The sequence below is a fragment of the Dolichospermum circinale AWQC310F genome (assembly GCF_000426925.1).
GTDB classification, from domain to species: domain Bacteria; phylum Cyanobacteriota; class Cyanobacteriia; order Cyanobacteriales; family Nostocaceae; genus Dolichospermum; species Dolichospermum circinale.
In genome coordinates this window covers 59,991-85,182 of record NZ_KE384675.1, presented here as the reverse complement: position 1 = coordinate 85,182, position 25,192 = coordinate 59,991, and the positions used below count along the sequence as shown (strand labels likewise).

Sequence of the window (25,192 nt, the reverse complement as noted above, 5' to 3'; positions counted from 1 at the left end):
ACATCCGCCCCCAACAAGTTGCTCCCGTAGAACGCGAAACCATCTCTACCGCTAAGGATCAAAGCGGTCTGGTTACACCCTCAACCAAGCACCCCGATTACGACGGAACGAGTTGGCCGCCATTTGCGGGCGACGACGCGGAGTAAGTCACCCCATTCTACCACTCACCTCAAAAAATATCAAAAGTCTGTTTCTACATCCCTTGTCCCACGGTTCGCCTCGATGAATTGACGGACAATCCTTGTCAGTTCGGGGGTTTCCGATTGGACCTCACGGGGGTGGTGGAAAACTGGACTTAGATTTTTTGGGGTTGGTGGTTGAACCCTGATTTGTGAGATGAACCCCAGCCAACAGCTTACTACCCCAGTGGCATTGGGTCGGGGTTTTCTCCTTGGGTTTATACTTTTGGCAAAAGCCTTTATACTTTTTGGCACATTCTTCTAAGCTGTTTCCCAGTCGTAAAAAAGCCGGATGCCATTGAGTTAAACCATCATCAGTTAAGGATTCATAACTGCCATAATTGCTGAAGTCATAGAAAAAACTCTGGCGCATTTTTGCAGCTTTAGGATTACCATGAATATACCGTAAAGTATTTAATGCTCTGTCTCTATCTGAAGAAGGAAATCCATCACAGTAATATCGTTTCTCCCAAAAGTGTCCTGTTCTTCTTAACATCCGATTAAAACACATCGCCGTGTACCAGTTGAGGAAGTGCATAATTTTGGGTAACTCTTCTGGCTGTTTAGGTGCAATCAAATAATGAACATGATTTGACATAATGCACAAAGCATAAAGCTGGAAATTGAATTTATTCAAAGCCTTTTTTATCGCATAAAGAAACACTTCCCGACATTCCCTCCGTGAAAGTTTAAATTCACGGTTATTGCAACGGGTGGTAATGTGATAAGAGTATCCAGGTTTAAAAATTCGAGGTTTTCTAGGCATTTCCAGTTTTTACTGCTTAAATCAAATTCTCATTTTACTGTAAAATCATCAATGGTAATTGGCAATGACAACATTATTAGAAAGTGGTAAAAAAATCTATTACATTGGCATTCACAAGCAAATCTTTGAGATCAAAAATTTTTATCCTCTAGATATTTTTGATAGCTTTGTTAACCAAATAGAAACGACATCAGAAAATTGTTCTCTCGAATCTTCTTGTAAAATTGAGCTAGACAAACTTTACCCTGCTCGTTTTGGTATTGGCTTCACTCTAAAAAACTTAAAACAACTTAATGTAGTTTATGAGTTTTTCCAAAAAGTAGAATCACGAATTGATGTGCAAATTAATTATTCTTTAATTCAGCAATTTTTTGGTGAAAATTTTGACTTTAATAAAATGACAGAATTCATGGTGGGAATTGATGCACGACAAGAATTATCTGAAACAAAATTAAAAATCGCTCTTACTATTAAAAATTATCCAGAAAAAATCAAAACAGCAATAGCATTAAACGGTGGTTTAGATAAAAATATTTATAATTTACTTGTCAGTAATAGCTTACATATAGGTTTTGATTTATCTTTAGATGGTCGTAGTGAGATTGAACTTTACCCTTATATTAGAAACCAAGAATTTCAAATATTTGATATCCAGCAACGGTTAGCAACTGTTTTATCACCCCAAGCATTACAATTTTTACCTATTTGTAGTCGCATTTGTGTTGGTTTATCTAAAGCTAATGCAGATAAAGTAGTGTACTTTTACTTAAAAAATCTCAATGATTTTCTCAATTACTTTACCGTTAACGATACTGCACGTCGAGTTCATGCTTATTACCAACAACAACCCATGCGCGAGATGTGTGTTGCTGTTCAAGAAAAACAATTGCTAGGAGGGACAATTGAAAAAATGAATTTATATTATCTTATTTAGAATGTAGTTAAGCGACAGCGCAACCCAACAAAATAATCAAAATGAAATGTTGGGTAACATCCGTCAAAATAACCTACAGGGTTTAAATAACATCCTGTAAATCCTTAAATCCTGGACATCCTGATTCAGACAAAAAAATAACAAAGAAATTCATCCCAAACATTATCTAAAGTATAATTGTAATCAACCATCGTATTTTCTATGACAATTCCCATAACTATTAACTTACCCGATAGATGTAGGTTGGGTTAAGCGACAGCGCAACCCAACAACATTAAATTACAAAATCACCAAAACGTTGAATAACATCATTCAAATGCAATTTCCAGAAGTCCAAATAAATAAAACTAAATGCCCAAAAAAATTAGAGAATTAAAACAGATGTTGCAAAAAGCAGGATTTACGTTATTACCAAAGCGGGGAAAAGGTAGTCATTCTTACTGGATTCATCCACTTTTACCAAAACCTGTAGTTCTATCTGGCAAAGACAGCAAAGATGCAAAACCTTATCAAGAGAAAGATATAATAGAAAGTATCAAAGAACTTGAACAATTAGAAAAAGGAGATGAACTATGAAATATAGTATTTTAATTCAATGGTCCCAAGAAGATCAAGTCTATATTGCCTTTTTACCTGAGTGGGGAAAATATGCTAAAACCCACGGAGAAAGCTATGAAGAAGCTCTAGAAAATGCCAAGGAAGTGTTAGAAGATTTGGTGTATGGCTATAATCAAATCGGTAAGCCCATACCCCAACCTCAAATATTACAAAATATAGCTTAAAAAAGACATAATCTGACAATAATGATATCTATAGGTTAGATGTAGGTTGGGTTAAGCGACAGCGCAACCCAACAACATTAAATCACAAAATCACCGAAATGTTGGGTAACATCCTGTAAATCCTGAAATCCTGATTGGTGACAATTTCATTTTCTGCAAAATTTGAGCAAATTTTATGATATCTACTACTGCAATTTCTCCCATCTTAACTATTCCTCCCCTAGAAAACGGCGACAAATTAACCCGTCATGAATTTGAACGGCGTTATCATGCCATGCCGAATCTGAAAAAAGCCGAATTAATTGAAGGAGTAGTTTACGTGGCATCACCATTAAGAATCAAAAGTCATGGAGAACCCCATGCTTATATTATGACTTGGCTGGGAGTTTATAAAGCAGCTACACCGGGCATAGGTTTCGCCGATAATGCCACAGTGCTAATAGATACAGATAACGAACCACAACCGGATGCTTTATTAAGAATTGAAACAGGAGGACAATCAAGAATAAATAAAGATGATTATGTAGAAGGTGCGCCAGAATTAATAGTAGAAATTGCTGCTTCTAGTGCTTCCTATGATTTACATGAAAAACTCAAAGTTTATCGTCGTAATCAAGTCCAAGAATATTTAATCTGGCGAGTTTATGACTATCAATTTGATTGGTTTAAGCTACAACAAGGAGAGTATATTCAACTTCAAGCCAATGCAGATAATATAATTTGTTCCCAAGTATTCCCCGGTTTATGGTTAGATAAAATAGCATTATTAGGAGGAGATTTAGGTACAGTATTAGCTGTTTTACAGCAGGGTTTAGCAAGTCCAGAACATGAGGATTTTATTAGTAGATTATCTAGTTAGTCAGAATCAGGATATCCAGGATTTTTGGTGTCAACTTAACGTAAAACCCATAGCCTGACTGGGAATTTATTCCCAGTCTCATAGCAAAAGTCATCTCCAGATGACTAAATAACCCAGAAAATTTTCAGTAAACTTTAGTTTACTTTCGCTATTAGCCCGGAAATTCATTTCTGGGCGGGTTTGTCAGCCAACAGATAAGACATTTTTAGCCTAAGTTGACACCTATGAGCATTGCTAAACCCCTATTGGTGACAATTATTTAATTAGCAGCAGTTACCATCCAAACTAAAATTCCTAAAATGACATCAACAGGAGGAAGGGGATAATCAGTAAAATCAATTGTTACAGTTTGTTCTGTTAATTGTAGAAATCGCCAAACAGTACCATTAGTTACGCTACCATAAATTGTAGGAATAGATTGATTATTAATTTCATTAAATTTTTGAGCAGCAATCATTTCCGCAATACACTGGCCAATACCCGGATTTAAGTCTGATTTTTTAGCTTCCACAATCATCACTGCGGGTGCTTCCACTTCTAACTGTTCTGCTGAAAGACTGAGAACAAAATCACAGACTCCATTCAATCCTAAAGCCGAATCTACAGTAAAATCTGTACCAGAGAATAGACTAATTTTTCTTTGTAAAATCTTACGAACCTCTAGTAAAACCGGACTAATGATTAACTCAGAACGTGCTTTTTCACTTCCTGTCGCTATAGCTAATGGTAAACTTTCCGCTAAAAAATCAGTCAGGGTTGCACTAGCAGCTATTGGTTGGATTTCTGGCAGAAACTTTTGATCTTCAATGGTATTTATGCCAAAGGTTTGCTTGACTTTTCTGAGGGTAAAATCACTGTATGACATAATGTGACATAATGTAAATATTTCCAAAAATGATCTAAAATTCATGTAAAAATCTTATGTGAAAATCTTATAGCGGTATGCACTTGAATGAGATAGAGAATTTAACCAAAAACCAGACACAGAAGGAATTTTACCTCTGTTTCCTGTTCCCTATTCCCTGTTCCCTGTTCCCTGCTATATATGAAAATCAACCAACAGCAAAACCTGTATATTGTCTCACCAAAGGTTCATGAAATGCTAAAACAATATCTGATTTTGGCACTCCTAATTTAACTAATTCATCTGCTATACCAATTTCAGTTCCATCATGTTGTATCCAAATTTTCTGATCTTTAATATCCAAATGCAAAACACAACCATACATCGGTCTGCGATTTTTCCAACCTGTATAAACAACCTGATAATGATCCCGTTCTTTGTCAAAAATCAGTTGCGTTTCTACCTCATGATCCGATGGACTTCCCTGAGCATATTCAGTTAATAAAGCTTGGATATATGTACGATATTGTTCTATTTTTTCCATGTTACAATCACCTCATGGTTTGGGTCATAAACCACCAAGCTGAGTTGGAAATGCTCAATAGCGGTTTCTACAAATGGCAAGTTAAAAAATGTTTGATAAGCTCCCAGAGGAACTGCTAAATATAAAAAACGGTTAGGTTGCTGATCTTTCAAAGCCAGACGATAGTTAAGAAATTGACCCAAAGCGGTATGAAATTCCGAAATATTGGAAGAACTAATAAAGCTTTTAATCTCAACTGCAATCTTTTCCTCTCCTTTTTCAGCACCTATGATTTTTTCTGCTCCCAAGTCAATTTGCATATCAACCCTACCTGAGCGAATTCTTAAAGGATCATCTGTAATCACCCAACCCTCTTTTTCTAACCCTATCCTAACAGCATCATGAAAAATATCTTTAGCTGGCATTAACTTTATAAAAAATTAGACTTTTCACCCATAATTATAACATCAATTACAACAACACAATCAAAACCATGCCTAACCTTACCGACATCCCCGGAATCTCCCAAATTTGGACACGCACAAAAGGCGACCCTCGCATTAAAATTGCTATCCTTGATGGTTCAGCAGATTTAGAACGCAGTTGTTTTCAAGGGGCAAAATTTAGTCAATTTAAACCCTACTGGTCAGAAGATATTGAACTTAACGAAGAATACTATTATTATCTCAATTTATATTTAGATTTTAACAAAGAACAAAAAGACAAAAAAGACGACCCCGACCACGATAAAGAAGGTGCAAAAAAAGAACGGGAGGCATTTTTTGCACCTTTCCCTCCAGCTATTAGACAACGCATTGAATTATCCAGTCATGCTACTCACATTTCTAGCACAATTTTAGGGCAACACGGCACACCCGCCCCTGGTATTGCCCCTTTATGTACAGCATTAAATATTCCTATTTCCTTCGCTAATGATGATTTTATTTCCCCTATCAACCTTACCCACGCTATTAATACCGCTTGGCAATGGGGAGCGAATATTATCCATATCGCTGCTTGTCACCCTACCCAAACCGGAGTAGCACCAGATTTATTTGCCCGTGCTGTCAAACAATGCCAAGACAATAATATGTTAATTATTGCCCCTGGTGGTAATGATAAAGGGGAATGTTGGTGTATTCCCTCTATTCTTCCTGGTGTGATTACAGTGGGTGCAATGCGAGATGATGGCCAACCGTTTAAATTTAGTAATTATGGGGGAGAATATCAAAATAAGGGTGTAATGGCGAATGGTGAAAATATTTTAGGCGCACAACCGGGAACGGAAGAACCTATCAGAGAAAAAGGTACAAGTTGCGCTGCACCCATTGTTACAGGTATTTCTGCTTTATTAATGAGTATGCAATTGCAACGGGGTGAACAACCCAATGCGGAAGCAGTGCGGGAAGCGATTTTAAATAGTGCTATTCCCTGTAACCCGGAAGAGGTGGAAGAACCGGAACGGTGTTTATTAGGTAAGTTGAATATTCCCGGTGCGTTTCAATTATTGACGGGAGAAAGGTTAGAACCTCACCTCCAGCCCCTCTCCTATCAGGGAGTACAAGAACCTCACCCCCGACCCCTCTCCTACCAGGGAGTACAAGAACCTCACCCCCGACCCCTCTCCTACCAGGGAGTACAAGAACCTCACCCCCGACCCCTCTCCTACCAGGGAGTACAAGAACCTCACCCCCGACCCCTCTCCTACCAGGGAGTACAAGAACCTCACCCCCGACCCCTCTCCTATGAGGGAGTACAAGAACCTCACCCCCGACCCCTCTCCTATGAGGAGAGGGGAGTAGGAATCTCTCGTTCCCAGGTAGAACCTGGGAATGCTACATTAGAGGCTGTGCCTCTAACTATACCGTCAGGCAGAGCCTTGGAGACGGCATTCCCAGCCGGAGACTGGGAACGAGAACAACGAAGTGAAATAACTCAAGGTGTCACCCCTAGCGCCGCTTCTAAATTGGTTTATGCTTTAGGAACTATTGGTTATGATTTTGGTAATGAAGCCAGAAGGGACTCGTTTAAACAATTAATGCCAGCAGTGAATATGGACGGGGCAATTATCCCTGCTAATCCCTATGATAGCCGGCAAATGGTGAATTATCTATCAGAAAATCCCGCCGAAGCTAAACCTTTAATTTGGACTCTCAACCAAGAACTGACTCCTATTTATGCTTTAGAACCTGTAAGCGGTTTTGCCGCAGATATCTATGAAACTCTAATTGCTATGTTAGAGGGACAAATTCAACTAGAAGATAGTGATGATTTTGTAGAACGGGTGAGTATTCCTGCAAGATTAACAGATAGAACTGTGGAATTATTTTCTGGTCAAGTTGTGCCTGTAATTACTTTAACTAATACTAGGGGAATGTATGGCTGGAAAGTCAATAGTTTAGTAGATATGGCAATGCAAACCGTAATTACGGAAGCCACAGCACCAGCCGAAGAAATGGCTATGAGAAAGGCTTTGAGTAGTTTCTTAAATCGAGTTTACTATGATTTGCAAAATTTAGGACAATTTGCTAAAGATCGGGCGCTGAATTTTTCTGTAACTAATGCTTTCCAAGCTGCTTCTAGTTTTTCTCAAGCTATTTCTACAGGGATGCAGCTTGATAGTATTGAAGTGGAAAAAAGTCCTTTCTGTCGCATTAATAGTGATTGTTGGGATGTGAAATTAAAGTTTTTTGACCCGGAAAATGGCCGCAGAGCTAAAAAAGTCTATCTATTTACCATTGACGTGAGCGATCGCATTCCTGTAACTTTAGGTCAAGTTCGCTCTTGGTCTGTGCGGAAATAAGCACCTAGTCTAGCTCAAGACCTAGAATTTATCAAAACTGTTTATAATGAATCAGTGCAGATAATGGAGGAAAGATTGAGGTGCTACAACTGTTTTATCCCGAAACCACGGGAGCATGGGGCTTAAAAGAATATCTTTCTTACCGACAACTGACAACCGACAACTAACTAATAGCCATTCACGGCCAGGAAGTGCTAAAATTAGCGTTTGAGTGTCGGAAATTGTGAACGCGGGTGTCATAACCCAGTCACTTCCTCATCAATCAGTTGCAAACTCACTAACTAGGAACAGGAGAAACAGTTCTCAAAATGATCAAATTGCGTTTAAAAAGATTTGGCAAAAAGCGCGAAGCAAGTTACCGGATTGTTGCTATGAACAACCTGGCCCGTCGTGACGGTCGCCCCTTAGAAGAATTAGGATTCTATAATCCCAGAACAGATGAAGTAAAATTAGACATTCCTGGTATCGTTAAGCGACTACAACAAGGCGCTCAACCTACCGATACAGTTCGTCGTATTCTCGTAAAAGCTAACGTTTTTGAACAGGTCAGTGCAACAGCCGCATCATAGTTTTGAGATTAAATCCCTAGCAACCAGTCCCAATTATGTTGGGCTGGTGAAGTTTCTTGTGCAGCCGTTTTTAGAATCTCCAGAATCTTTAAGGGTTGATTGTGAAATATCTCAAACCCTGAAGCGGGCTTGGGTACGCATTGCTTTTGATACTACAGATAAGGGAAAAGTGTTTGGTAGAGGGGGACGCAATATCCAGGCAATTCGCTCTGTAATTGCTGCCGCAGCAGAACTAGCTGGTCAATCAGTATACCTGGATATCTATGGTGGTGCTTCCCCAGGTCGGGAAAGTATGTCTTTTGATGAAGAACAGGAAGAGCGGACACTACCACCCAAATCGAAAGAAAGAGAGAGTAATATTCCCAAACCTGTTGTTAAACCACGTTTGCGGTAATATCAGCTGCATGAAAATTAAATATTAAAAATTAAAAAAAGCCGATTCAATAAGCTTTTTAGGAATTTTTAGTATTTGGTTAATTTCCGCCCTTGTCAAGTAGTCAGTTGAGATTGTTGGAGACGGGAGACAACAGTCTTGTCAAATCTTGGCTAATAATTCCGTGTTTATTGCGGATTTACCAGCCAAGAATTAACAAGTGTTGTCAGCCTATTTCCCAATCATAAACATATTAATTAACGGCAAGTTAAGTACCTGAGCAAAATTAATTGAACATTTTAAAAATCCCTCAACCGATAAATTACGTAGGGGCAAACCCCCTGTGGTTGCCCCACATATCGGGGTAGGCACGGGGACGTTACCCCTACATAATACAATTTTAAATTTACATTGAATAGGAAAATATTATTTTGTTAAAAACAACCTTTCACCCAATTCAAGAATAATATGGCAGATGATTTGATCCAACTGCCTAATATGTCCAGTGCGATCGCTTTAGCAGGATATAGTGAGGCTAATATCAAGTTTTTATCTCAACAAACAGGAGCTAATTTAGTTCTGCGGGGACAAGAATTATTAATTTCTGGAACACCAAAACAGGTAGAATTAGTAAAGAAATTGGTGCGATCGCTAGAAAATTTGTGGAGTCAAGGTAATAATATCTCTAGTGCTGATATTCTCACAGCCCGCCAAGCCCTCGATACCAATACAGAAGACCAATTACAGGACTTACAGCGCGATATCCTGGCCAAAACGCGTCGGGGGTTAGAAATTCGCGCTAAAACCTTTCACCAACGCCAATATATAGACGCGCTTCGCAGACGCGATTTAACCTTTTGTATTGGTCCTGCGGGAACAGGAAAAACCTATCTGGCTGTAGTTGTCGCAGTTCAAGCCCTACTTAGTAATCAATTTGAACGGTTGATTTTAACTCGTCCCGCAGTGGAAGCCGGGGAAAAACTCGGTTTTTTACCCGGAGATTTACAGCAAAAAGTTAATCCCTATCTGCGTCCCCTTTATGATGCCATTAATGAGTTTATAGACCCGGAAAAAGTCCCCAATTTAATCGAGCGGGAAATCATCGAAGTTGCACCACTGGCCTATATGCGGGGAAGAACCTTAAATAATGCTTTTATAATTGTTGATGAAGCCCAGAACACTACACCGGCGCAAATGAAAATGGTTTTGACGCGCTTAGGTTTTAACTCCCGAATGGTGATTACAGGTGATATTACGCAAACTGATTTACCACCATATCAAAAATCGGGATTAGATGTGGCTTTACAAATTTTAAAAAACGTAGAAGGGATTGCTATTTGTGAATTTTCTCAGAAAGATGTAGTGCGTCATCCTTTAGTACAGCGCATTGTTGCTGCTTATGAGAAATATGAAACGTAGTAAATTAGTTATTGGTTATCAATCTGAAATTGAACACTCACTAGTAAAAAATTAACAAATATGACAACAACATTGAAAGAATTTTTAGAAGCTTGTGAAAGCTTAGGAACTTTGCGGTTAATTGTCACCAGTAGCGCTGCTGTTTTAGAAGCGAGAGGGAAAATAGAAAAGCTATTTTACGCAGAATTACCAAAAGGTAAATATGCAAATATGCACACCGAAGGCTTTGAATTTCATTTAAACATGGACAAAATCACCCAAGTGAAATTTGAAACAGGTGAAGCCAAAAGAGGGAATTTTACAACTTATGCAATTCGGTTTATAGACGAAAAATTAGAACCTGCATTAAGCCTATTTTTGCAATGGGGTAAACCCGGAGAATATGAACCAGGACAAGTAGAAGCTTGGCAAATTTTAAAAGAAAAATATGGCGAAATTTGGCAACCTTTACCCTTAGAAATTTTGTAATTTTTCGTTTCTTTCAGATCCCCGACGTATTTGATAAGTCGGGGAGTAGGTTTAATCTTGAATTATTGAATATGTTGATCAAAATAATTATTAGTTGTTGCTTAATGCTTTTATTGTTTTTAGGAAATAACGAAGCACAAGCGGGAGAATTAGCAGAACATTTAGCCAAATTCCCCCAATGGGAAAAATTAACATCAGTCAAACCAGCAGAGGGAGATTTAGTCTACCCTGACTGGATAGCTGGTAGGTGGAAAGTAACAAGTACATTAGTAGATTTAGCAGCACCGTTAGCACCGAATATAATCACACCCGGCTTTGAAAATAATCGCAGTCAATTAAATCAACCAATTAGTTTTTTAGTGAGATTTGTGAAAGTTAAACCAACTAATTCGGGTTTAAAAATTCTTGCTTATTTCCAAAATCAAACACCAATATTAGTAGCTGATAGAGAATTTAATAGTTTAAATTTAACCAGAGCCTATTTAGGAGATGAAGCTGTATTATCATCAAAAGTAGATCCTGAATCTCCTAATCGTCAAATTACATTTTTGCGGGGTGAACGTCAATTAATTTCTCTTGTCACTGCTCGCGCTACAGAGAGAATATCACAACATCAATTCATCACTTCCGAAGTTTTTCAACAATTATTTAAAGGTGGTTCTCGTCCCTATTTAAATACTGTAGAATCAACCACCGCTTACCAAAAACTTTCCACCTCTTCCCCAACCATTACAGCAGACCAAGTTACCGCTGTCTATCTTTCCCCCCAAGATCCTGATTATTTTACCGCAGGTTCTCGACCAGTGGCATTATATCGTTATCGCCTAGAATTTTTCCCCCCAAGCTGAACTTTCAGGTCAAAATGGTATTTAACCCCGCTTGTACTTGTGAGCAACTGGGAAAACTGGCTTGGGGTAAGGGATTGAGGTTTTATGAAAAATATTTTCTCTAACCCCTTGCCAAACTTAAAAACTATTGCTATTATAGTTAAGCGTGGGACACAAACGGGTCGGTGTCCGAGTGGTTAATGGAGACGGACTGTAAATCCGTTGGTTTACGCCTACGCTGGTTCAAATCCAGCCCGGCCCACCTCTTACCGATGTTAGGAATTATAATTGCTGTGTAATGATAAAACACACAGCACTATAATTCTTGGTTTCAGTTTCGCCCGTGTGGCTCAGTGGTAGAGCACACCCTTGGTAAGGGTGAGGTCACGAGTTCAATCCTCGTCACGGGCTTGTTTAAAAGTAAATATTCTAGCTACGAGTTGGAAAATTACGAGCCAGAAAGAACAGTGAGATGTAAATAAAAATCTCCCCATAAACTCATAATTGAGAAGAATATGGAGAGATATAAACATCCAAAATTTTTGGTGAAATGGTATTAATTCTCAGGAGAAGAATTATTCTTTTCTGGTTTTACAGGTGCTTGCGGTAAAGTGTTGCTGGGAATTGAAATACCAGGAGTTATTCCCTTTCCCGGAGCAGGAACTAGATTTGGGTTATCGGGTGGTAAATAATTAAAGTTTTGAGACGGGTTAATTCCTGGGTTAACAGGAATAGCAGGGAAGCTAGGTGAATTTGTCATTGGTTGAGATGATCCGGGAATAATTCCCAAAGATACCCGATTTCCTCCCACTTTCCGTAGCAAATCTAATGTTTGAATAACATCATTATAAGTTGCTGTACGTGACGCATTCAATACTAAAATTCCCTCCGGATTTGTTTGGATATATTGCTTTAAACGCGATTCCAATTCCTCCCGACCTACAGGTTCTCTTTCTATATACGTCATCCCCACAGCATCAATTGTCACGGGTAAAATGTTATTTTTAGTTTGGGAATTAGCAGCAGAACTTGTACCTGTACTAGCTTTAGGTAAATCAACATTGATTGCTTGTTGACGAGTAAATTGTAAAGCTGCTAATAAAAAGAATGTCAGAATACAAAAAACAACATCAATTAAGGGGATAATTTGAATCTGAACGTCTTCAGAGGGGTTATCTAGTTTAACTTTCATCTTCTTCTTCTACTAAAGAGTTCAAGGGGGAATTATCAATTGTCTCCTCTAACTCAACTACAGAATTGTTGGGAAATGATTTTTCATTTGAGACTATCCCTAAATTCATTTTATTAGGATCAGGAGGGTACTGACGGTAGAGTAATTCCAATTCATTTCCCGCTTTGTTGAAAACCTTGACTTGGTTAACAACAAAACTTTGAAATAGGCGGTAGAATACCAAACTAGTAATTGCTACTATTAATCCTGCGGCTGTACTAATCAAAGATTCCCCAATCCCAGTTGTGACACCAGCAGCAGACTCTGTACCTAAATCACCAATACGAATTGAACTCAGGGAATGAATCAAACCCAAGACTGTACCTAACAATCCTAGCAGGGGCGAGAGAGCAATTACAGCCTCTAAAAGTTTTTCCCCCCGTCGCATTCCTGCTATTTCGTCTGCTGCGGTTGATTCTAGCGCCAATCTAAAGGTTTCTGGATCGTTTTTCTTTAGGCGTAAAGGTGCATATAAAAACCTACCAATAGGTTGATTTCTTGCTTTTTCAGCAATTGCTTCGGCTATTTCCCAATTCTCACCAGCAGCATCCAAAACACGATTAACTATTTCTGTTTCCTGGGTAAGAATCTGTAACCAGAACCAAAAACGTTCAAAAATCACACTTAGTGACAGCACTGATAAAACCAGCAAAGGCCACATAGAAGGACCGCCCTTCTTGAACAAATCAAAAACTATAGAGGTTCCGCTCTTATTCAACAAATCTGAAATATCCACTGTTTAAGTTTCCTCACTCCATCACTAGTAATCAAAGCATTTTCATTTTCAAGAGTAATGCAATACTCACAAAATTTTCTCATTAATTACCAAGGATTAACATCTTCTATACACAATATGGCGGTTATTCCCACCGGGATTTTAGAGGATTATTTGCCAAAATAAAAAAATCACTGGAGGTTAAGAGTATGAACTTCTCAATTCAATCCCTTTATACATGGTATCGGAATACATTACGTAATCCTAAATACCGTTGGTGGGTAATTATTGGTACGGTGGCCTATTTAATCAGCCCTTTGGATATTTCTCCAGATTTTATTCCTATTATTGGTCAAATTGATGATGTTTTACTTTTAACTTTATTCGTTACTGAAGTTTCGGGATTAGTAATTGATGGTTGGAAAACTAAAAAAGGGAATGTAGAAAATAGTACCAGCAGTACAGTTAATAATGCGCCTCCTACTGGGGGGACTGTGGACGTTGATTCTGTTTCTGTTAAGTAGTGTTGGGATGTAAACGGAATTTTAGATGCAAAAAAGCGATACCATACCTTAGGTCAGCTTTGCTATTGCACTTCCTAATCTAAGAGTTATCAAACTGACTGGAGGTATGGTTAACAAAGTGGTTTAATCGTTTGTTTCTATAGGTCAGGATTTAGGAATGCTCTACCCTGGCCTATATAGGTTTTTTGTAATCTGTTAAAAATTTCCATCTCCGCCGTCATGAAAATCACAAAATGGATAGCGACGCTATTCCTGGTAATATATATGAAAAGGTGATTTCTACTTTTATATGCGGCGTGACTCTATTTTTTATTATTTATTTCAAAAATACCCAACCCTACTGTTTGAGTTATTGGCAAATCCTCCAGCAAATGCGGCTAGTTATCGCTTTGATTCGGTAGCGGTAAAAGAACCAAAGTTTGAAATTGATGGGGTGTTTTTACCACCGGAAACGGAAACACCAGGAGTTGTTTATTTCTGTGAGGTACAATTTCAAAGAGATGAGCGACTGTATGAACGTTTATTTGGGGAGTTGTTTCTCTATTTTTACAGAAATAGGGAGCGTTTTCAAGATTGGCAAGCGGTGTTAATTTATCCAAATCGGAGTATAGAACAAGGGGATATTCACCCCTATCGCGCACTTTTGAGTTCGGAACAAGTACATCGAGTATATTTGAATGAGTTGGGAGAATTTGAACAATTACCCCTTGATGTGAGTTTGTTAGTGTTAACAACTCTCAACCAAAAGAAAGCGCCAGCAGCAGCGCGATATTTAGTCAACCGTTGTCAACAGGAGTTACAAGCACCAGCGGATAGTCGTGCCATATTAGAAATAATTACCACGATAATGTCTTATCGGTTTACTCGTTTAAGTCGTTTGGAGATAGAAGCAATGTTAGGTATAACTTTTGAGCAAACTCGCTTATATCAAGAACTAAGAGAAGAAGCGACAGAAATAGGTATGCAACAAGGTATACAACAAGGTCTGCAACAAGGTCTGCAACAAGGTATACAACAAGGTATACAACAAGGTATACAGGAGGGAGAAGTAACTCTTATCCTGCGGTTGTTATCTAAAAAATTCGGGGAAGTTCCTAGTCAGCTAAAAATGCAGATTGAGAAGTTATCTCTGGAACAATTGGAAGATTTAACTGAGGTGTTGTTAGATTTTGCGAGTTTAGATAATTTGGTTAGTTGGTTGCAAAATTTAGAGGTTTCTGAGAAGTAGAAGCGCGGTTTCCATCTGTATTCAACCGCGAATTTATGTGCAGATTGCGCGAAGCACGATCTAGGAATAGCTATTCCTGATCGTGATAAATACAGGAATTTTTGGGTTTGAAAATTAATCTCAAAAATTAGTATTCATCTACAAATTGAGGATGAACCCAGAGAAATTCCCGGCGTTTATTTTGCACTCGTTCTAAACCACCAAAACTAGAATCTTTTGCTTTTAATAGGGCGTGTAATTCCCGTAAAATTGAGCCTTGGGCGCGAATTACATCACCTTCTGAAAAGGAAGCTTGATCAGACGTTTCAGCTAAAGCCATATCACCGCCTTTTAAGGTAGATTCAATGGTTTTTTGTCCTAAATCAAGTTGTTCTTCAATAGCTTTGTAGGCTGTGTCATCTAACATAAACTTAGTTGCTGAACCCGCTACAGGTAATACTAAGCTGAGAGTTCCTGTTAAAATTTTGAGATAGGGAATTGCTTTGGTAAACCACTCACGGGGTAAGTCTAATTCATAAACTCCCTTCTTTGGATCTTTAGGATTTAAGGCTGGAAGTGGTTGACGGGCGTGTTCACACCAAAGGGTAAGTTGAAATTTGGCATTTATCCATTTAGGTTTATCCAAAAATCTCGGCTCAATGGGTTTAAAGCTAAACAAACGAGGTCCATCTTTAGCTTCATCTGTGAGCATTTGCATGAATGTTGCAAACTGCTGATCAATTTTGCTAAGAGCAATACGTTGTTCGTCAGACAATTCCCGAAAACGGTTTTCATTTAGACTATCGCACCTAACTAAATCTTCGCGGATGACTTTTACAGCAGTTTTTAACTCATTTTTTAACTCATTTCCTACAACAGTTTTCAGAAGATCTCGAACTTGGTCAATATCAAATATTTGTGATGGAGGTGGAGTTGTGGGTGCGTTATTTAGCAAACAATCAATATTTTGCCATTCATCACACTCGGTAATAGGACAGGGAAACTCATGACGATTCTTTTTTTTGCTTTCAATTAGTTTCTGGACTTCAAATAATCCCTTTCCAGGTGGATTCATGCCGCAAGGTGCAACGCAAGCAACCATAACGTTACAACGCAAACCTTCCCAGAAATCTTTAACTAGCCATCTAATCTCTTCCGTGAGATAGGATAAAAAGCGTTCTGGATAAGCCGCCCGCACTGTAATTTTTACATCAGTGCCAACATACTCCACTAATGCGCGACCGTTGTAGTCATTATCCAGCATTAAGCCCCGTTGCCAGTGGATGCTGTTTTCGTAATTATTCCGTCCTAGTGAATATTTATGTAAGCGGACAATCAACTGATAAAACAATCCTTCTGCCACTGCAAACTGTCCCCGACTGTCCACAATGCGACAGATTTGTACTTGTTGTTTGTCTCCGGGTTCTGGTTGTTCTCCCCAATTTGGTAATTTGTTTGGGCGTGTATCAGGAACAAGTTGAGCAATCAAGCTGGTATTGCTAGGTTCAGATGGATTAAAAACCACTTCATAGGATAAATCAAAGCGTTTCATCAGTCCCAGAAATACTGGATGGAGTTCTTTCGGATAACCTTCTTCTCCTTCAAATGGGGGATGACTCCATAATTGGCTGAGATGGTCAAATGCTGCTAAACCGTTACGTTTGCGTGTTATTTCATCATCCAATACAAAGCTGATTGCCTTGGCTAACCAGTCAGGTTTGAGGATGACGATATTGCGGAGTACAGAGTCGTAATGGTAATGGATAAAATGACCCAATCTATGGGAAATGGCCAGGAATAAATCTGCTTGCTGTTGATCAATTCCCTGTTCAGCACAGATGGCAATAACCTCATTGTAGGGGAGATAGGCTTGATCATTGGTTTTCAAGATTTCCCGTACCTGTTGCCATTTAGCAGGAACAGAACGCCCAACTTCAGGAAGAGATGCCGCAATACGAGCAATTTTGGCTTTTAATTCTACTAAACCAGGGCAATCTGTTGTATTTCCTGGGGGTTTGCTGTCTACATGGAAGAAACCCAAAACTGTATCTTGACCAAATTGATCCAGAATTTCTTGTCTGTCAATATCTGGTTGTCGCTGTCCTGGTCCGCCGTGAGTGGCAACTACCAATACTTTGGCATCCGGTTCTCGATTTTTGATTAGGGTAATCCATTCTTTGACAAAACCTTGCTGGGGTCCTTCCCGTGGTTTCCAGACCACTAAATACACGGCTGGCGCACTGAAAAATAACTGGTGGGTGGGACGATAAACCCTCTGACCGCCAAAATCCCAACCATTCAAGGTGATTTCTGTACCGCTATCGGGATCTGTGACAATGACAGGTTTAATTTCAATGCCGTGAGTTGTGGGGCGACCTTCCACCCATTCATCCCCTCGCAATGCCCCTAACAGACAACTTTTGCCCACTTCACCCTCACCAATCAAGATTAGTTTGGCTTCATTGAGTATGATTTGTTTTTCTGCTTTTGCCCGCAGATATTCCAATACAGCTTTAGTTCCTTGTTCGTAGGCGGCATAAAGTTCAGGATTGAGGGGGTTGTTGTCGAGGTAAAGCCTTTGTAACTGAGTCAGGGAAGCGATCGCATCTGGGATGGCTGTCAGTTGGTTGTTGCGGAGGTCAAGCCATTGTAACTGAGTCAGTGAAGCGATCGCATCTGGGATGGCTGTCAGTTGGTTGTTGCGGAGGTCAAGCCCTTGTAACTGAGTCAGGGAAGCGATCGCATCTGGGATGGCTGTCAGTTGGTTGTTGCGGAGGTCAAGCCATTGTAACTGAGTCAGGGAAGCGATCGCATCTGGGATGGCTGTCAGTTGGTTGTTGCGGAGGTAAAGCCCTTGTAACTGAGTCAGGGAAGCGATCGCATCTGGGATGGCTGTCAGTTGGTTGTTGCGGAGGTCAAGCCATTGTAACTGAGTCAGGGAAGCGATCGCATCTGGGATGGCTGTCAGTTGGTTGTTGCCGAGGTAAAGCCTTTGTAACTGAGTCAGGGAAGCGATCGCATCTGGGATCTCAGTGAGTTTCATCTTGCTGAGATCGAGTACTATTGCTCCCTCTTGCCGTGCCTTTTCAATGCGTTCCTCTGCTTCCTGATAAGCTTGATCTCGTGCCATAACCAAATCCTTTCTCTCACTGAGTTATATTATGTTATATAATATAGTCAAACCTGTTCTGGGTAACAGCCTACCATAATATTAGGCATTAGGCAGAAAATCTGAGTTTAAACATCTTTTACAAACTCCGTTAAGAACCTAAAGGCCTTCAAAATATAATTAGCGCAATCTTGAGGAGAACTATTATAAAATGATGGCCAGGCACGAGCTTTATCTTCATCATAATTATCTTGACGATGGGGATGATTTTCTAACCACGCTAACCGCACTGCGTGACCGATTAACACATCTAAAACGATATATTCTTCAATTTGTAAGTTTGGGTTATTAGCGACAATTGTAGCCAATTCCATCAGGGCTTCTACATTGACTTGGCGATATTCAGGGGCTTCAATTTTATTCAGTAAATGTTCAACTAATAAAGCAAAATTTCTTTCTCCTGCGGTCATTTCTGAAAGCATAATTTCACTTTCTAAACGATTCCGGCGTTCTAATTTATCACCAATGACTACACCTTTGCAATGCTGCATTAATAGCCAAACTTGTTTAAAAAAGTTCTTGGGTACACGATTTAATGCGCCTTCTGCTTGACGAAATCTGCGCCAACCATGGGGAGGAACTTCTATTTCTTCACTATTTACAGGTAACACAACCCAAGCAATATCACTTTCTTTTTGTTTGACGTGCAATGATTCCTGTTGACGCAATAAATTACTTACACCACTATATCCAGTTAACACTTGACGCAAACGCATTTTCACTTCAAAAGGTGATAACTCCATTAATTTTTCATAAGCTTCATCTTGGGTGAGATTAAATTCTCTAGCTATTTCGCTAGTAATTAAAAGAATCAGATAACCGACTCTTAATGTGATAAAACCGCGAAATAATTTTGGTTCAGATTTGATTAAAACACCAAGATAAATGAGAATTTCTTGTGTTAAAACCCGGTCGCGGATATCTTCACGACAGAAGTTATTGATTTTCTCAGCAATTTCATTTGCAGACATGGGAACAACCATCAAAGAAGCCTGACTATAAGCCCTCCCGACTGCAATTTGCTTTCCTTGCACCAAAATACTTGTTACCGCGTCTGATAAGCCAATATCAAGCATTTGACGTAAACCCGCAGCCCGTCGTACCACCGCCCAAATCCCTAAATCGCCGGCTTTGTTGTAAACTTCATCCAGTAAATCAGCTACAGTGACTTTATGATTTGGACCTCCATAACCTGTATTAAATTCTAAACCCTGTAAGCGACTTAATGTTTGCAGTAATTCAATCTGTTCATAGATATTTTCCGATGAACGCAAATATTGTAATAATAAATTTAAGTTCGTTTCGCATTCCATTTGAAATTCTTGAGTATGTCCCAAAGACCAACTTTTTTCTAAATGGGAAGTCAGATAATTACAACGAATTTTTTGATTAATTACTGATGATTGAGATAATGTTATATCTGACAAAAAATCAATTTTTTGAATTGCGGCTGTCAGCATTAATTGATTTAATTTTCCTAATTTTACCTGCACTCCATGACAAATACCATCTTTGAGTTCTTGCATTAATTCTAATAATGCTTCTGCACCAGTTTCTAGCATTGTCCGAGTAATCATTAAGGTCAAAGTCGGACGACCTAAATCACTCCAATATTTTTGAATATAAGCTAATTCTCCTCTAATTTGATCTACTAAAAAGTGATAATCAAGAGTTAGATAAAATTGCTGAGAATCTAAAAATGATGGTAAAAATACCACTGTTTGATCTTGAATTTTAAAAAATCTTGATGTCGTTAAACTTCTCAGTCTTCGCAGAGGACGGCCTGTTAAACCTAATTGATCATTTCTACCAATTTGGGTATAAATTTGCGAAATTTGCTCAGATTTTCTGACTTGAATTGGTGCTAATTGGTTAGGTGTTTGGGTTTCAATTCCATATATTTCTAACTGATTTTGTAATTCTTCGTCTTCGGCTATTAAAGCAATTTGTACTAAGGAATTGCGTTTTTTCCCTATGCTTAAATGTCTACCTAAAGGGTCAATATCTCCCAAGGAAATTAAACCCTCGCTTAACATTTCTCCCAAATAATATAAACTTTGCGCCCAAACTAAGGGAATATTTTCGTTAGGTAATCTTAATTGAGTTTGGGGATTTAATTTTTCTGCTTCTATATTTTCTTCAGGAATATAATACAGTTCTGGTAATAGTTGTAATCCATTTTGTTCTACCAATAGTGATTTTAAAAGTTGTTGATATTTCTCAACTTGTGTTTGTTCACCGCGAAATAAACCATCCAGAACTAAATAAGTGAAAAATAATGGCCACTCACATTCAATATGTGCAAATTCTTTCAATTCACCAGGTTCATAATGCAAACGTTCGGTATCTTCTAAAACTGTTTGATGTCCATCTCTTAAAAAGCGTTTACAGCCATATTTTCCGGCTAATTTACTCACAATTTCTTTAAAGGTTCGCTCTCGTAATTTATCATCTTCGACAGCAAAAGCGGGATAACTAATAATGCTTAATAACGCCGCGTCAATTTCTTTAGAACCTGATTCTCTGGGTAATAAAGATTCTAAGGTGATTCTTGCTCTCGCAATTTCATCTGGTAAAACGTGAATTACTGAGGCTTGACTACCATAAACACCAAATAAATTTAGTCCATTTACTGCTTCTAAAGCTGCTTTAGCCATTCCTAAAGAACTGGCGTTTAATTCTGCATTACCATGATTAATTTTATTACCCCGTTCCCAAATTCCAAAATCTGGTGTCCGGTAAGCTCTGCCAATATAATAAACTAGATTTTGAACAAAGTTAACTTCATCTAATGTAAAAATAATTGATAAGCCACTGGCGGTCATTTCTGCTAACATTAACAAGAAGATAGATGTAGCGTCAAGTTGTAAATGTCCCCATTCATCATCACCAACTACAATATCACCTGTGGACGTATTGTATTTAGCGTGAAGTCCATCTAATAAAGATTGTGTATATTTAAATTTCTCTACTTTATGAGCTTGTCGCATCATAGCAAATAACAAACCCCGCATTAATTTAACTACGCTATGTTCTAGTTCATAAGTGCGACCACCATCATGATCTATTTTGCGATATGCTAAAGCTAAACCCCAAACGGCTAATATACTATACACATTATCTCGCACCCAGGCATCTGTATAATCACCATGAGCAGTCACAGCGGTACTCGCAGGTAATAAGCCAGTCATGGGATTTTGACGCGCTAAAATAATTGTTTTGATTTCTTGATAATAAAAGTCTAAGCGGGTTGTTAATGTGGTAGATATGTTCATTATGCTGATGATAAACTGGTAAAAAATTTAACTTTGTTGGTGTCCCCTGTAATGAATAAAAAAACGGCGTTGCTGACTCAGGGTATGAATTTTAGTCTCACGCAAAGGCGCAAAGACGCAAAGGTAAGAGTTTTAAAGGTTCAATTCGGGAATTTCATAGTTCCCTGTTAAGAGTTCCCTATTCCCTGTTCCCTGTTCCCTGTCCCCTGTAATGAATAAAAAAACGGCGTTGCTGACTCAGGGTATGAATTTTAGTCTCACGCAAAGGCGCAAAGACGCAAAGGTAAGAGTTTTAAAGGTTCAATTCGGGAATTTCATAGTTCCCTGTTCCCTGTTCCCTGTTAAGAGTTCCCTGTTCCCTATTCCCTGTTCCCTGTCCCCTGTATTGTATTCTAGTTCCCATGGCCTGAGTCAATGACAACAGGCTAAATATTCTGAAAATAGCTTTTCTCCTGTTTGCTGTTGAGTGCAGGCGAACTTTGTCTTAAAATGATGAGCAGGCATTTAGTGAAGTGGTTTATTCAAATTACCTCTTCCGATTGAAAATAAACCAAAAGCAGTTAAAAGTAAAATTAACCTGTGAGTAGTTCCTAAAAAAGCTAACAGCTTAATATTGGATACTCAAAACAAGGTAGATTAGACATTTTGAGTATCTTATGAGTATGATCAAAAGTATGAAAGCTGAAAATATTGATTCTCCGGTGCTACACTCGGAATTATTCTTACGTCACCGTCTACAAGTAGTAGAGGAATTGTGGGAAACGGTTCTCCGGCAAGAATGTGGTCAGGAAATGGTAGATTTATTACGTCAACTGCGGAATCTCTGTTCCCCGGAAGGACAAGCCACACATCACCAAGCCGCCTCAGCTGTAGAATTGATTGAACAATTGAATATCAATGAGGCTATTCGCGCCGCCCGTGCTTTTGCGCTCTATTTTCAGCTAATTAATATTATTGAGCAGGAATACGAGCAAAAACAGCAATTAACCCGCTATGCAATTCAACCTGAACAAAAACTTTTTCCCAGTATCATTTATACTACTAACCAACGGGAGGAAGATGTACTGATTACGAAAGAAGTAGGTAGCGATTTAATGACACCGGAAACTCAGCAAAAAGGCAGTTTTGCGGCTTTATTTCCCCTATTATTTCAGTTGAATGTTCCTCCACAGCAAATTCAACGCCTCATTTCTCAACTGGATATCCGCTTGGTTTTCACCGCACACCCGACGGAAATTGTCCGTCATACTATCCGGGATAAACAGCGTCAGGTGGTACATCTTCTACAAAAAATGGATGATAGCACAACTCGTGCTGGTAGTTATCCCTGGGAAACAGTAGAAATCAAAGAAAGGTTACTCGAAGAAATTCGTCTCTGGTGGCGTACGGATGAGTTGCATCAGTTCAAACCGACGGTTTTAGATGAAGTAGACTATGCCCTTCACTACTTTCAAGAAGTTTTATTTGATGGAATTACACAATTATATAAACGCTTCAAATACTCCCTAGAGGAAACTTTTCCCTGGTTACAACCACCAGGGACAAATTTCTGCTCCTTTGGTTCTTGGGTAGGTTCAGACCGAGATGGTAATCCCTCCGTGACACCAGAAGTAACATGGAAAACCGCCTGTTATCAACGGAAAATGGTTTTAGAGCGGTATATTAAATCCGTGAAAGAATTAGTGACATTACTGAGCGTGTCTATGCAGTGGAGTGATGTATTGCCAGATTTACTGGAATCTCTGGAGTTAGATCAATCACAGTTAAGTAGCGTTTATGACTCTTTAGCTTTAAGGTTTCGTCAAGAGCCTTATCGTTTGAAGTTATCTTATATACTGAAAAGACTAGAAAATACACGAGATCGAAATTTAGCTTTATATAATCGAGAAACGCCGCAAAATGAAGATGCACATAAATACCGGTCCGGTACAGAATTTTTAGCGGAATTGTTATTAATTCAACGCAACTTGCGGGAAACAGGTTTAAGTTGTCGAGAGTTAGAAAATCTGATTTGTCAAGTAGAAATATTTGACTTTAATCTCACGCAATTAGATATTCGTCAAGAATCCTCTCGTCATGCTGACGCAATTAATGAAATTCTGGAATATTTGCAGCTTTTACCCCAATCTTACCATGAATTATCCGAAGAACAGAGAATAGCTTGGTTAACCGCAGAATTGCAAACTCGTAGACCATTGATTCCCGCTGAATTACCATTTTCCGAAAAAACCAATGATGTTATTCAAACCTTCCGTACTTTGCGATCGCTGCAACAGGAATTTGGTATCAATATCTGTCAAACTTATATTATTAGTATGTGCCGCGAAGTCAGCGACGTGCTAGAAGTTTTACTATTAGCCAAAGAATCAACCTTATTTGACCCTGTACTTGCGGTGGGGACAATTCGCGTTGTACCTCTATTTGAGACCGTAGAAGATTTACAACGTTCCAGAAGTGTAATGCGACAATTGTTTGAACTGCCTTTGTATCGTGCTATGCTGGCTGGAGGCTACGCTGCAATTAACAATACAGGATCACAAACAAATCCATCTATTGCTACACTCAGTCCTAACTTACAGGAGGTAATGCTAGGGTATTCTGATAGTAACAAAGACTCTGGTTTTTTAAGTAGTAACTGGGAAATTCATAAAGCCCAAAAATCACTCCAGAAAATTGCTGAAAGTTATGGTGTAAATCTGCGGATTTTCCACGGACGCGGGGGGTCTGTGGGTCGCGGTGGCGGTCCTGCTTATGAAGCAATTCTAGCCCAACCAGGTAACAGTATTAGTGGCCGGATCAAAATCACCGAACAAGGGGAAGTATTAGCTTCTAAATACTCTTTATTAGATTTAGCCTTATATCACTTAGAGACTATCACCACAGCAGTAATTCAAGCGAGTTTATTGGGGACAGGGTTTGATGATATTGAACCTTGGAATGAGATCATGGAAGAATTAGCTCATGCTTCTCGTCAGCATTATCGTAACCTAATCTATGAGCAACCTGATTTTATTGACTTCTTTCACCAGGTTACACCCATAGAAGAAATCAGCCAATTACAAATTAGTTCTCGTCCGGCCCGTCGTCCATCTGGTAAAAAAGATTTAAGCAGTTTACGAGCTATCCCATGGGTATTTAGTTGGACACAAACCCGCTTCTTATTACCTTCTTGGTATGGAATTGGTACAGCTTTACAAAAATTTCTGGACGAAGAACCAGAGCAACATTTGAAATTACTGCGCTATTTTTACTTAAAGTGGCCATTCTTTAAAATGGTGATTTCTAAAGCAGAAATGACCTTAGCAAAGGTGGACATGGAAATGGCACGTCATTATGTCAACGAATTATCTAACCCTGAAGACAAAACTAGATTTGAAAATGTTTTTGAACAAATTTCTCAGGAATTTTTCCTGACTAGAGATTTAGTTTTAAAAATCACCGGACACGAAAAACTATTAGATGGTGATCCAATTTTACAACGTTCTGTACAATTAAGAAATGGTACAATTGTCCCTTTAGGATTTATCCAAGTTTCCCTCCTAAAACGCCTACGTCAGTCCAAAAATGCACCTACAACTGGCGTAATTCACTCTCGTTACAGCAAAGGAGAATTACTCAGAGGTGCATTATTAACCATTAACGGTATTGCAGCAGGAATGAGAAATACTGGTTGATACAATACAATAAGGAAGAAACATTCTATTTCTTCCTTTGCGCGAAACAAA

General features: G+C 38.8%; 23 protein-coding genes and 2 tRNA genes. 16 read left to right on the top strand and 9 right to left on the bottom strand.

Annotated elements, in window-relative coordinates; translation table 11 throughout:
* Positions 1 to 2: 2 nt before the first annotated feature.
* A complete protein-coding gene (locus tag ACIR310F_RS27575) occupies positions 3 to 146 on the top strand; it encodes an anacyclamide/piricyclamide family prenylated cyclic peptide (RefSeq protein ID WP_414534258.1) in 144 nt (47 codons plus the stop codon).
* A gap of 124 nt (positions 147 to 270) precedes the next feature.
* Here the strand turns inward: ACIR310F_RS27575 and ACIR310F_RS21900 are convergent, their stop codons facing one another.
* A complete protein-coding gene (locus ACIR310F_RS21900) occupies positions 271 to 945 on the bottom strand; it encodes a transposase (protein WP_231387446.1) in 675 nt (224 codons plus the stop codon).
* Between the two features lie 64 nt (positions 946 to 1,009).
* On the opposite strand from ACIR310F_RS21900, the gene ACIR310F_RS0108960 reads away from it, so the two are divergent.
* The 4 genes from ACIR310F_RS0108960 to ACIR310F_RS0108945 all read left to right on the top strand — a co-directional run bounded on the left by ACIR310F_RS0108960 (position 1,010) and on the right by ACIR310F_RS0108945 (position 3,520).
* Entirely contained in the window at positions 1,010 to 1,879 is an 870-nt protein-coding gene (locus tag ACIR310F_RS0108960) for a LynF/TruF/PatF family peptide O-prenyltransferase (RefSeq protein WP_035367793.1), read from the top strand.
* A 351-nt stretch (positions 1,880 to 2,230) separates the two neighbouring features.
* Positions 2,231 to 2,455: a type II toxin-antitoxin system HicA family toxin gene (locus ACIR310F_RS0108955; protein ID WP_028083551.1), complete on the top strand. Its 225-nt coding sequence runs from the start codon at positions 2,231 to 2,233 to the stop codon at positions 2,453 to 2,455.
* Positions 2,452 to 2,661 (top strand): type II toxin-antitoxin system HicB family antitoxin, encoded by a 210-nt coding sequence (locus ACIR310F_RS0108950; RefSeq protein ID WP_028083550.1) that lies wholly within the window; start codon positions 2,452 to 2,454, stop codon positions 2,659 to 2,661. Before ACIR310F_RS0108955 ends, ACIR310F_RS0108950 begins: the two co-directional genes overlap by 4 nt.
* Before the next feature lie 175 nt (positions 2,662 to 2,836).
* Positions 2,837 to 3,520: a Uma2 family endonuclease gene (locus ACIR310F_RS0108945; protein WP_028083549.1), complete on the top strand. Its 684-nt coding sequence runs from the start codon at positions 2,837 to 2,839 to the stop codon at positions 3,518 to 3,520.
* A 259-nt stretch (positions 3,521 to 3,779) separates the two neighbouring features.
* On the opposite strand, the gene ACIR310F_RS0108940 is transcribed toward ACIR310F_RS0108945, so the two are convergent.
* From ACIR310F_RS0108940 to ACIR310F_RS0108930, 3 genes are all read right to left on the bottom strand, one after another.
* The gene (locus ACIR310F_RS0108940) at positions 3,780 to 4,385 is read right to left on the bottom strand and encodes a hypothetical protein (protein ID WP_028083548.1); all 606 of its coding nucleotides are present in this window, start codon (positions 4,383 to 4,385) and stop codon (positions 3,780 to 3,782) included.
* Between the two features lie 187 nt (positions 4,386 to 4,572).
* A complete protein-coding gene (locus ACIR310F_RS0108935) occupies positions 4,573 to 4,908 on the bottom strand; it encodes a XisI protein (RefSeq protein WP_028083547.1) in 336 nt (111 codons plus the stop codon).
* Entirely contained in the window at positions 4,896 to 5,312 is a 417-nt protein-coding gene (locus tag ACIR310F_RS0108930) for a XisH family protein (protein WP_028083546.1), read from the bottom strand. The genes ACIR310F_RS0108935 and ACIR310F_RS0108930 overlap by 13 nt, the downstream gene beginning before the upstream one ends.
* Before the next feature lie 68 nt (positions 5,313 to 5,380).
* On the opposite strand from ACIR310F_RS0108930, the gene ACIR310F_RS0108925 reads away from it, so the two are divergent.
* Positions 5,381 to 7,690, top strand: coding sequence for a S8 family peptidase (locus ACIR310F_RS0108925; protein WP_028083545.1), 2,310 nt, complete (start codon positions 5,381 to 5,383; stop codon positions 7,688 to 7,690).
* Between the two features lie 51 nt (positions 7,691 to 7,741).
* On the opposite strand, the gene ACIR310F_RS25430 is transcribed toward ACIR310F_RS0108925, so the two are convergent.
* Entirely contained in the window at positions 7,742 to 7,930 is a 189-nt protein-coding gene (locus ACIR310F_RS25430) for a hypothetical protein (RefSeq protein ID WP_155963708.1), read from the bottom strand.
* 68 nt (positions 7,931 to 7,998) lie between these two features.
* Between ACIR310F_RS25430 and rpsP the strand changes: the two genes are divergently transcribed.
* From rpsP to ACIR310F_RS0108890, 7 genes are all read left to right on the top strand, one after another.
* Positions 7,999 to 8,259 (top strand): 30S ribosomal protein S16, encoded by a 261-nt coding sequence (gene rpsP, locus ACIR310F_RS0108920; protein ID WP_028083544.1) that lies wholly within the window; start codon positions 7,999 to 8,001, stop codon positions 8,257 to 8,259.
* 7 nt (positions 8,260 to 8,266) lie between these two features.
* Positions 8,267 to 8,653, top strand: a complete 387-nt coding sequence (locus ACIR310F_RS0108915; RefSeq protein ID WP_028083543.1) for a KH domain-containing protein — start codon at positions 8,267 to 8,269, stop codon at positions 8,651 to 8,653.
* A gap of 447 nt (positions 8,654 to 9,100) precedes the next feature.
* The gene (locus ACIR310F_RS0108910; protein ID WP_028083542.1) at positions 9,101 to 10,051 is read left to right on the top strand and encodes a PhoH family protein; all 951 of its coding nucleotides are present in this window, start codon (positions 9,101 to 9,103) and stop codon (positions 10,049 to 10,051) included.
* Positions 10,052 to 10,111: 60 nt separating this feature from the next.
* On the top strand, positions 10,112 to 10,519 hold the full coding sequence (locus ACIR310F_RS0108905; protein WP_028083541.1) for a ChuX/HutX family heme-like substrate-binding protein: 408 nt from the start codon (positions 10,112 to 10,114) through the stop codon (positions 10,517 to 10,519).
* A 71-nt stretch (positions 10,520 to 10,590) separates the two neighbouring features.
* Positions 10,591 to 11,367: a DUF6816 family protein gene (locus ACIR310F_RS0108900; protein WP_028083540.1), complete on the top strand. Its 777-nt coding sequence runs from the start codon at positions 10,591 to 10,593 to the stop codon at positions 11,365 to 11,367.
* A gap of 158 nt (positions 11,368 to 11,525) precedes the next feature.
* Positions 11,526 to 11,608, top strand: a tRNA-Tyr gene (locus ACIR310F_RS0108895).
* A 77-nt stretch (positions 11,609 to 11,685) separates the two neighbouring features.
* Positions 11,686 to 11,757, top strand: a tRNA-Thr gene (locus tag ACIR310F_RS0108890).
* Positions 11,758 to 11,902: 145 nt separating this feature from the next.
* On the opposite strand, the gene ACIR310F_RS0108885 is transcribed toward ACIR310F_RS0108890, so the two are convergent.
* On the bottom strand, positions 11,903 to 12,538 hold the full coding sequence (locus tag ACIR310F_RS0108885; RefSeq protein ID WP_028083539.1) for an ExbD/TolR family protein: 636 nt from the start codon (positions 12,536 to 12,538) through the stop codon (positions 11,903 to 11,905).
* Positions 12,528 to 13,238, bottom strand: coding sequence for a MotA/TolQ/ExbB proton channel family protein (locus ACIR310F_RS0108880; protein ID WP_051289525.1), 711 nt, complete (start codon positions 13,236 to 13,238; stop codon positions 12,528 to 12,530). Before ACIR310F_RS0108880 ends, ACIR310F_RS0108885 begins: the two co-directional genes overlap by 11 nt.
* Before the next feature lie 263 nt (positions 13,239 to 13,501).
* Between ACIR310F_RS0108880 and ACIR310F_RS0108875 the strand changes: the two genes are divergently transcribed.
* Positions 13,502 to 13,816 carry a YkvA family protein gene (locus tag ACIR310F_RS0108875; protein ID WP_028083537.1) on the top strand — a complete coding sequence of 105 codons (315 nt, stop codon included), beginning with the start codon at positions 13,502 to 13,504 and terminating at the stop codon, positions 13,814 to 13,816.
* Positions 13,817 to 14,105: 289 nt separating this feature from the next.
* Positions 14,106 to 15,044 (top strand): Rpn family recombination-promoting nuclease/putative transposase, encoded by a 939-nt coding sequence (locus ACIR310F_RS0108870; protein ID WP_028083536.1) that lies wholly within the window; start codon positions 14,106 to 14,108, stop codon positions 15,042 to 15,044.
* 127 nt (positions 15,045 to 15,171) lie between these two features.
* Here the strand turns inward: ACIR310F_RS0108870 and ACIR310F_RS0108865 are convergent, their stop codons facing one another.
* Both ACIR310F_RS0108865 and ACIR310F_RS0108860 read right to left on the bottom strand, forming a co-directional pair.
* Entirely contained in the window at positions 15,172 to 18,153 is a 2,982-nt protein-coding gene (locus tag ACIR310F_RS0108865) for a leucine-rich repeat domain-containing protein (RefSeq protein WP_028083535.1), read from the bottom strand.
* A gap of 107 nt (positions 18,154 to 18,260) precedes the next feature.
* The gene (locus tag ACIR310F_RS0108860; protein ID WP_028083534.1) at positions 18,261 to 21,467 is read right to left on the bottom strand and encodes a glycoside hydrolase family 15 protein; all 3,207 of its coding nucleotides are present in this window, start codon (positions 21,465 to 21,467) and stop codon (positions 18,261 to 18,263) included.
* Between the two features lie 662 nt (positions 21,468 to 22,129).
* On the opposite strand from ACIR310F_RS0108860, the gene ppc reads away from it, so the two are divergent.
* Positions 22,130 to 25,141 (top strand): phosphoenolpyruvate carboxylase, encoded by a 3,012-nt coding sequence (gene ppc, locus ACIR310F_RS0108855; RefSeq protein ID WP_051289523.1) that lies wholly within the window; start codon positions 22,130 to 22,132, stop codon positions 25,139 to 25,141.
* The last annotated feature ends 51 nt before the right edge of the window (positions 25,142 to 25,192 follow it).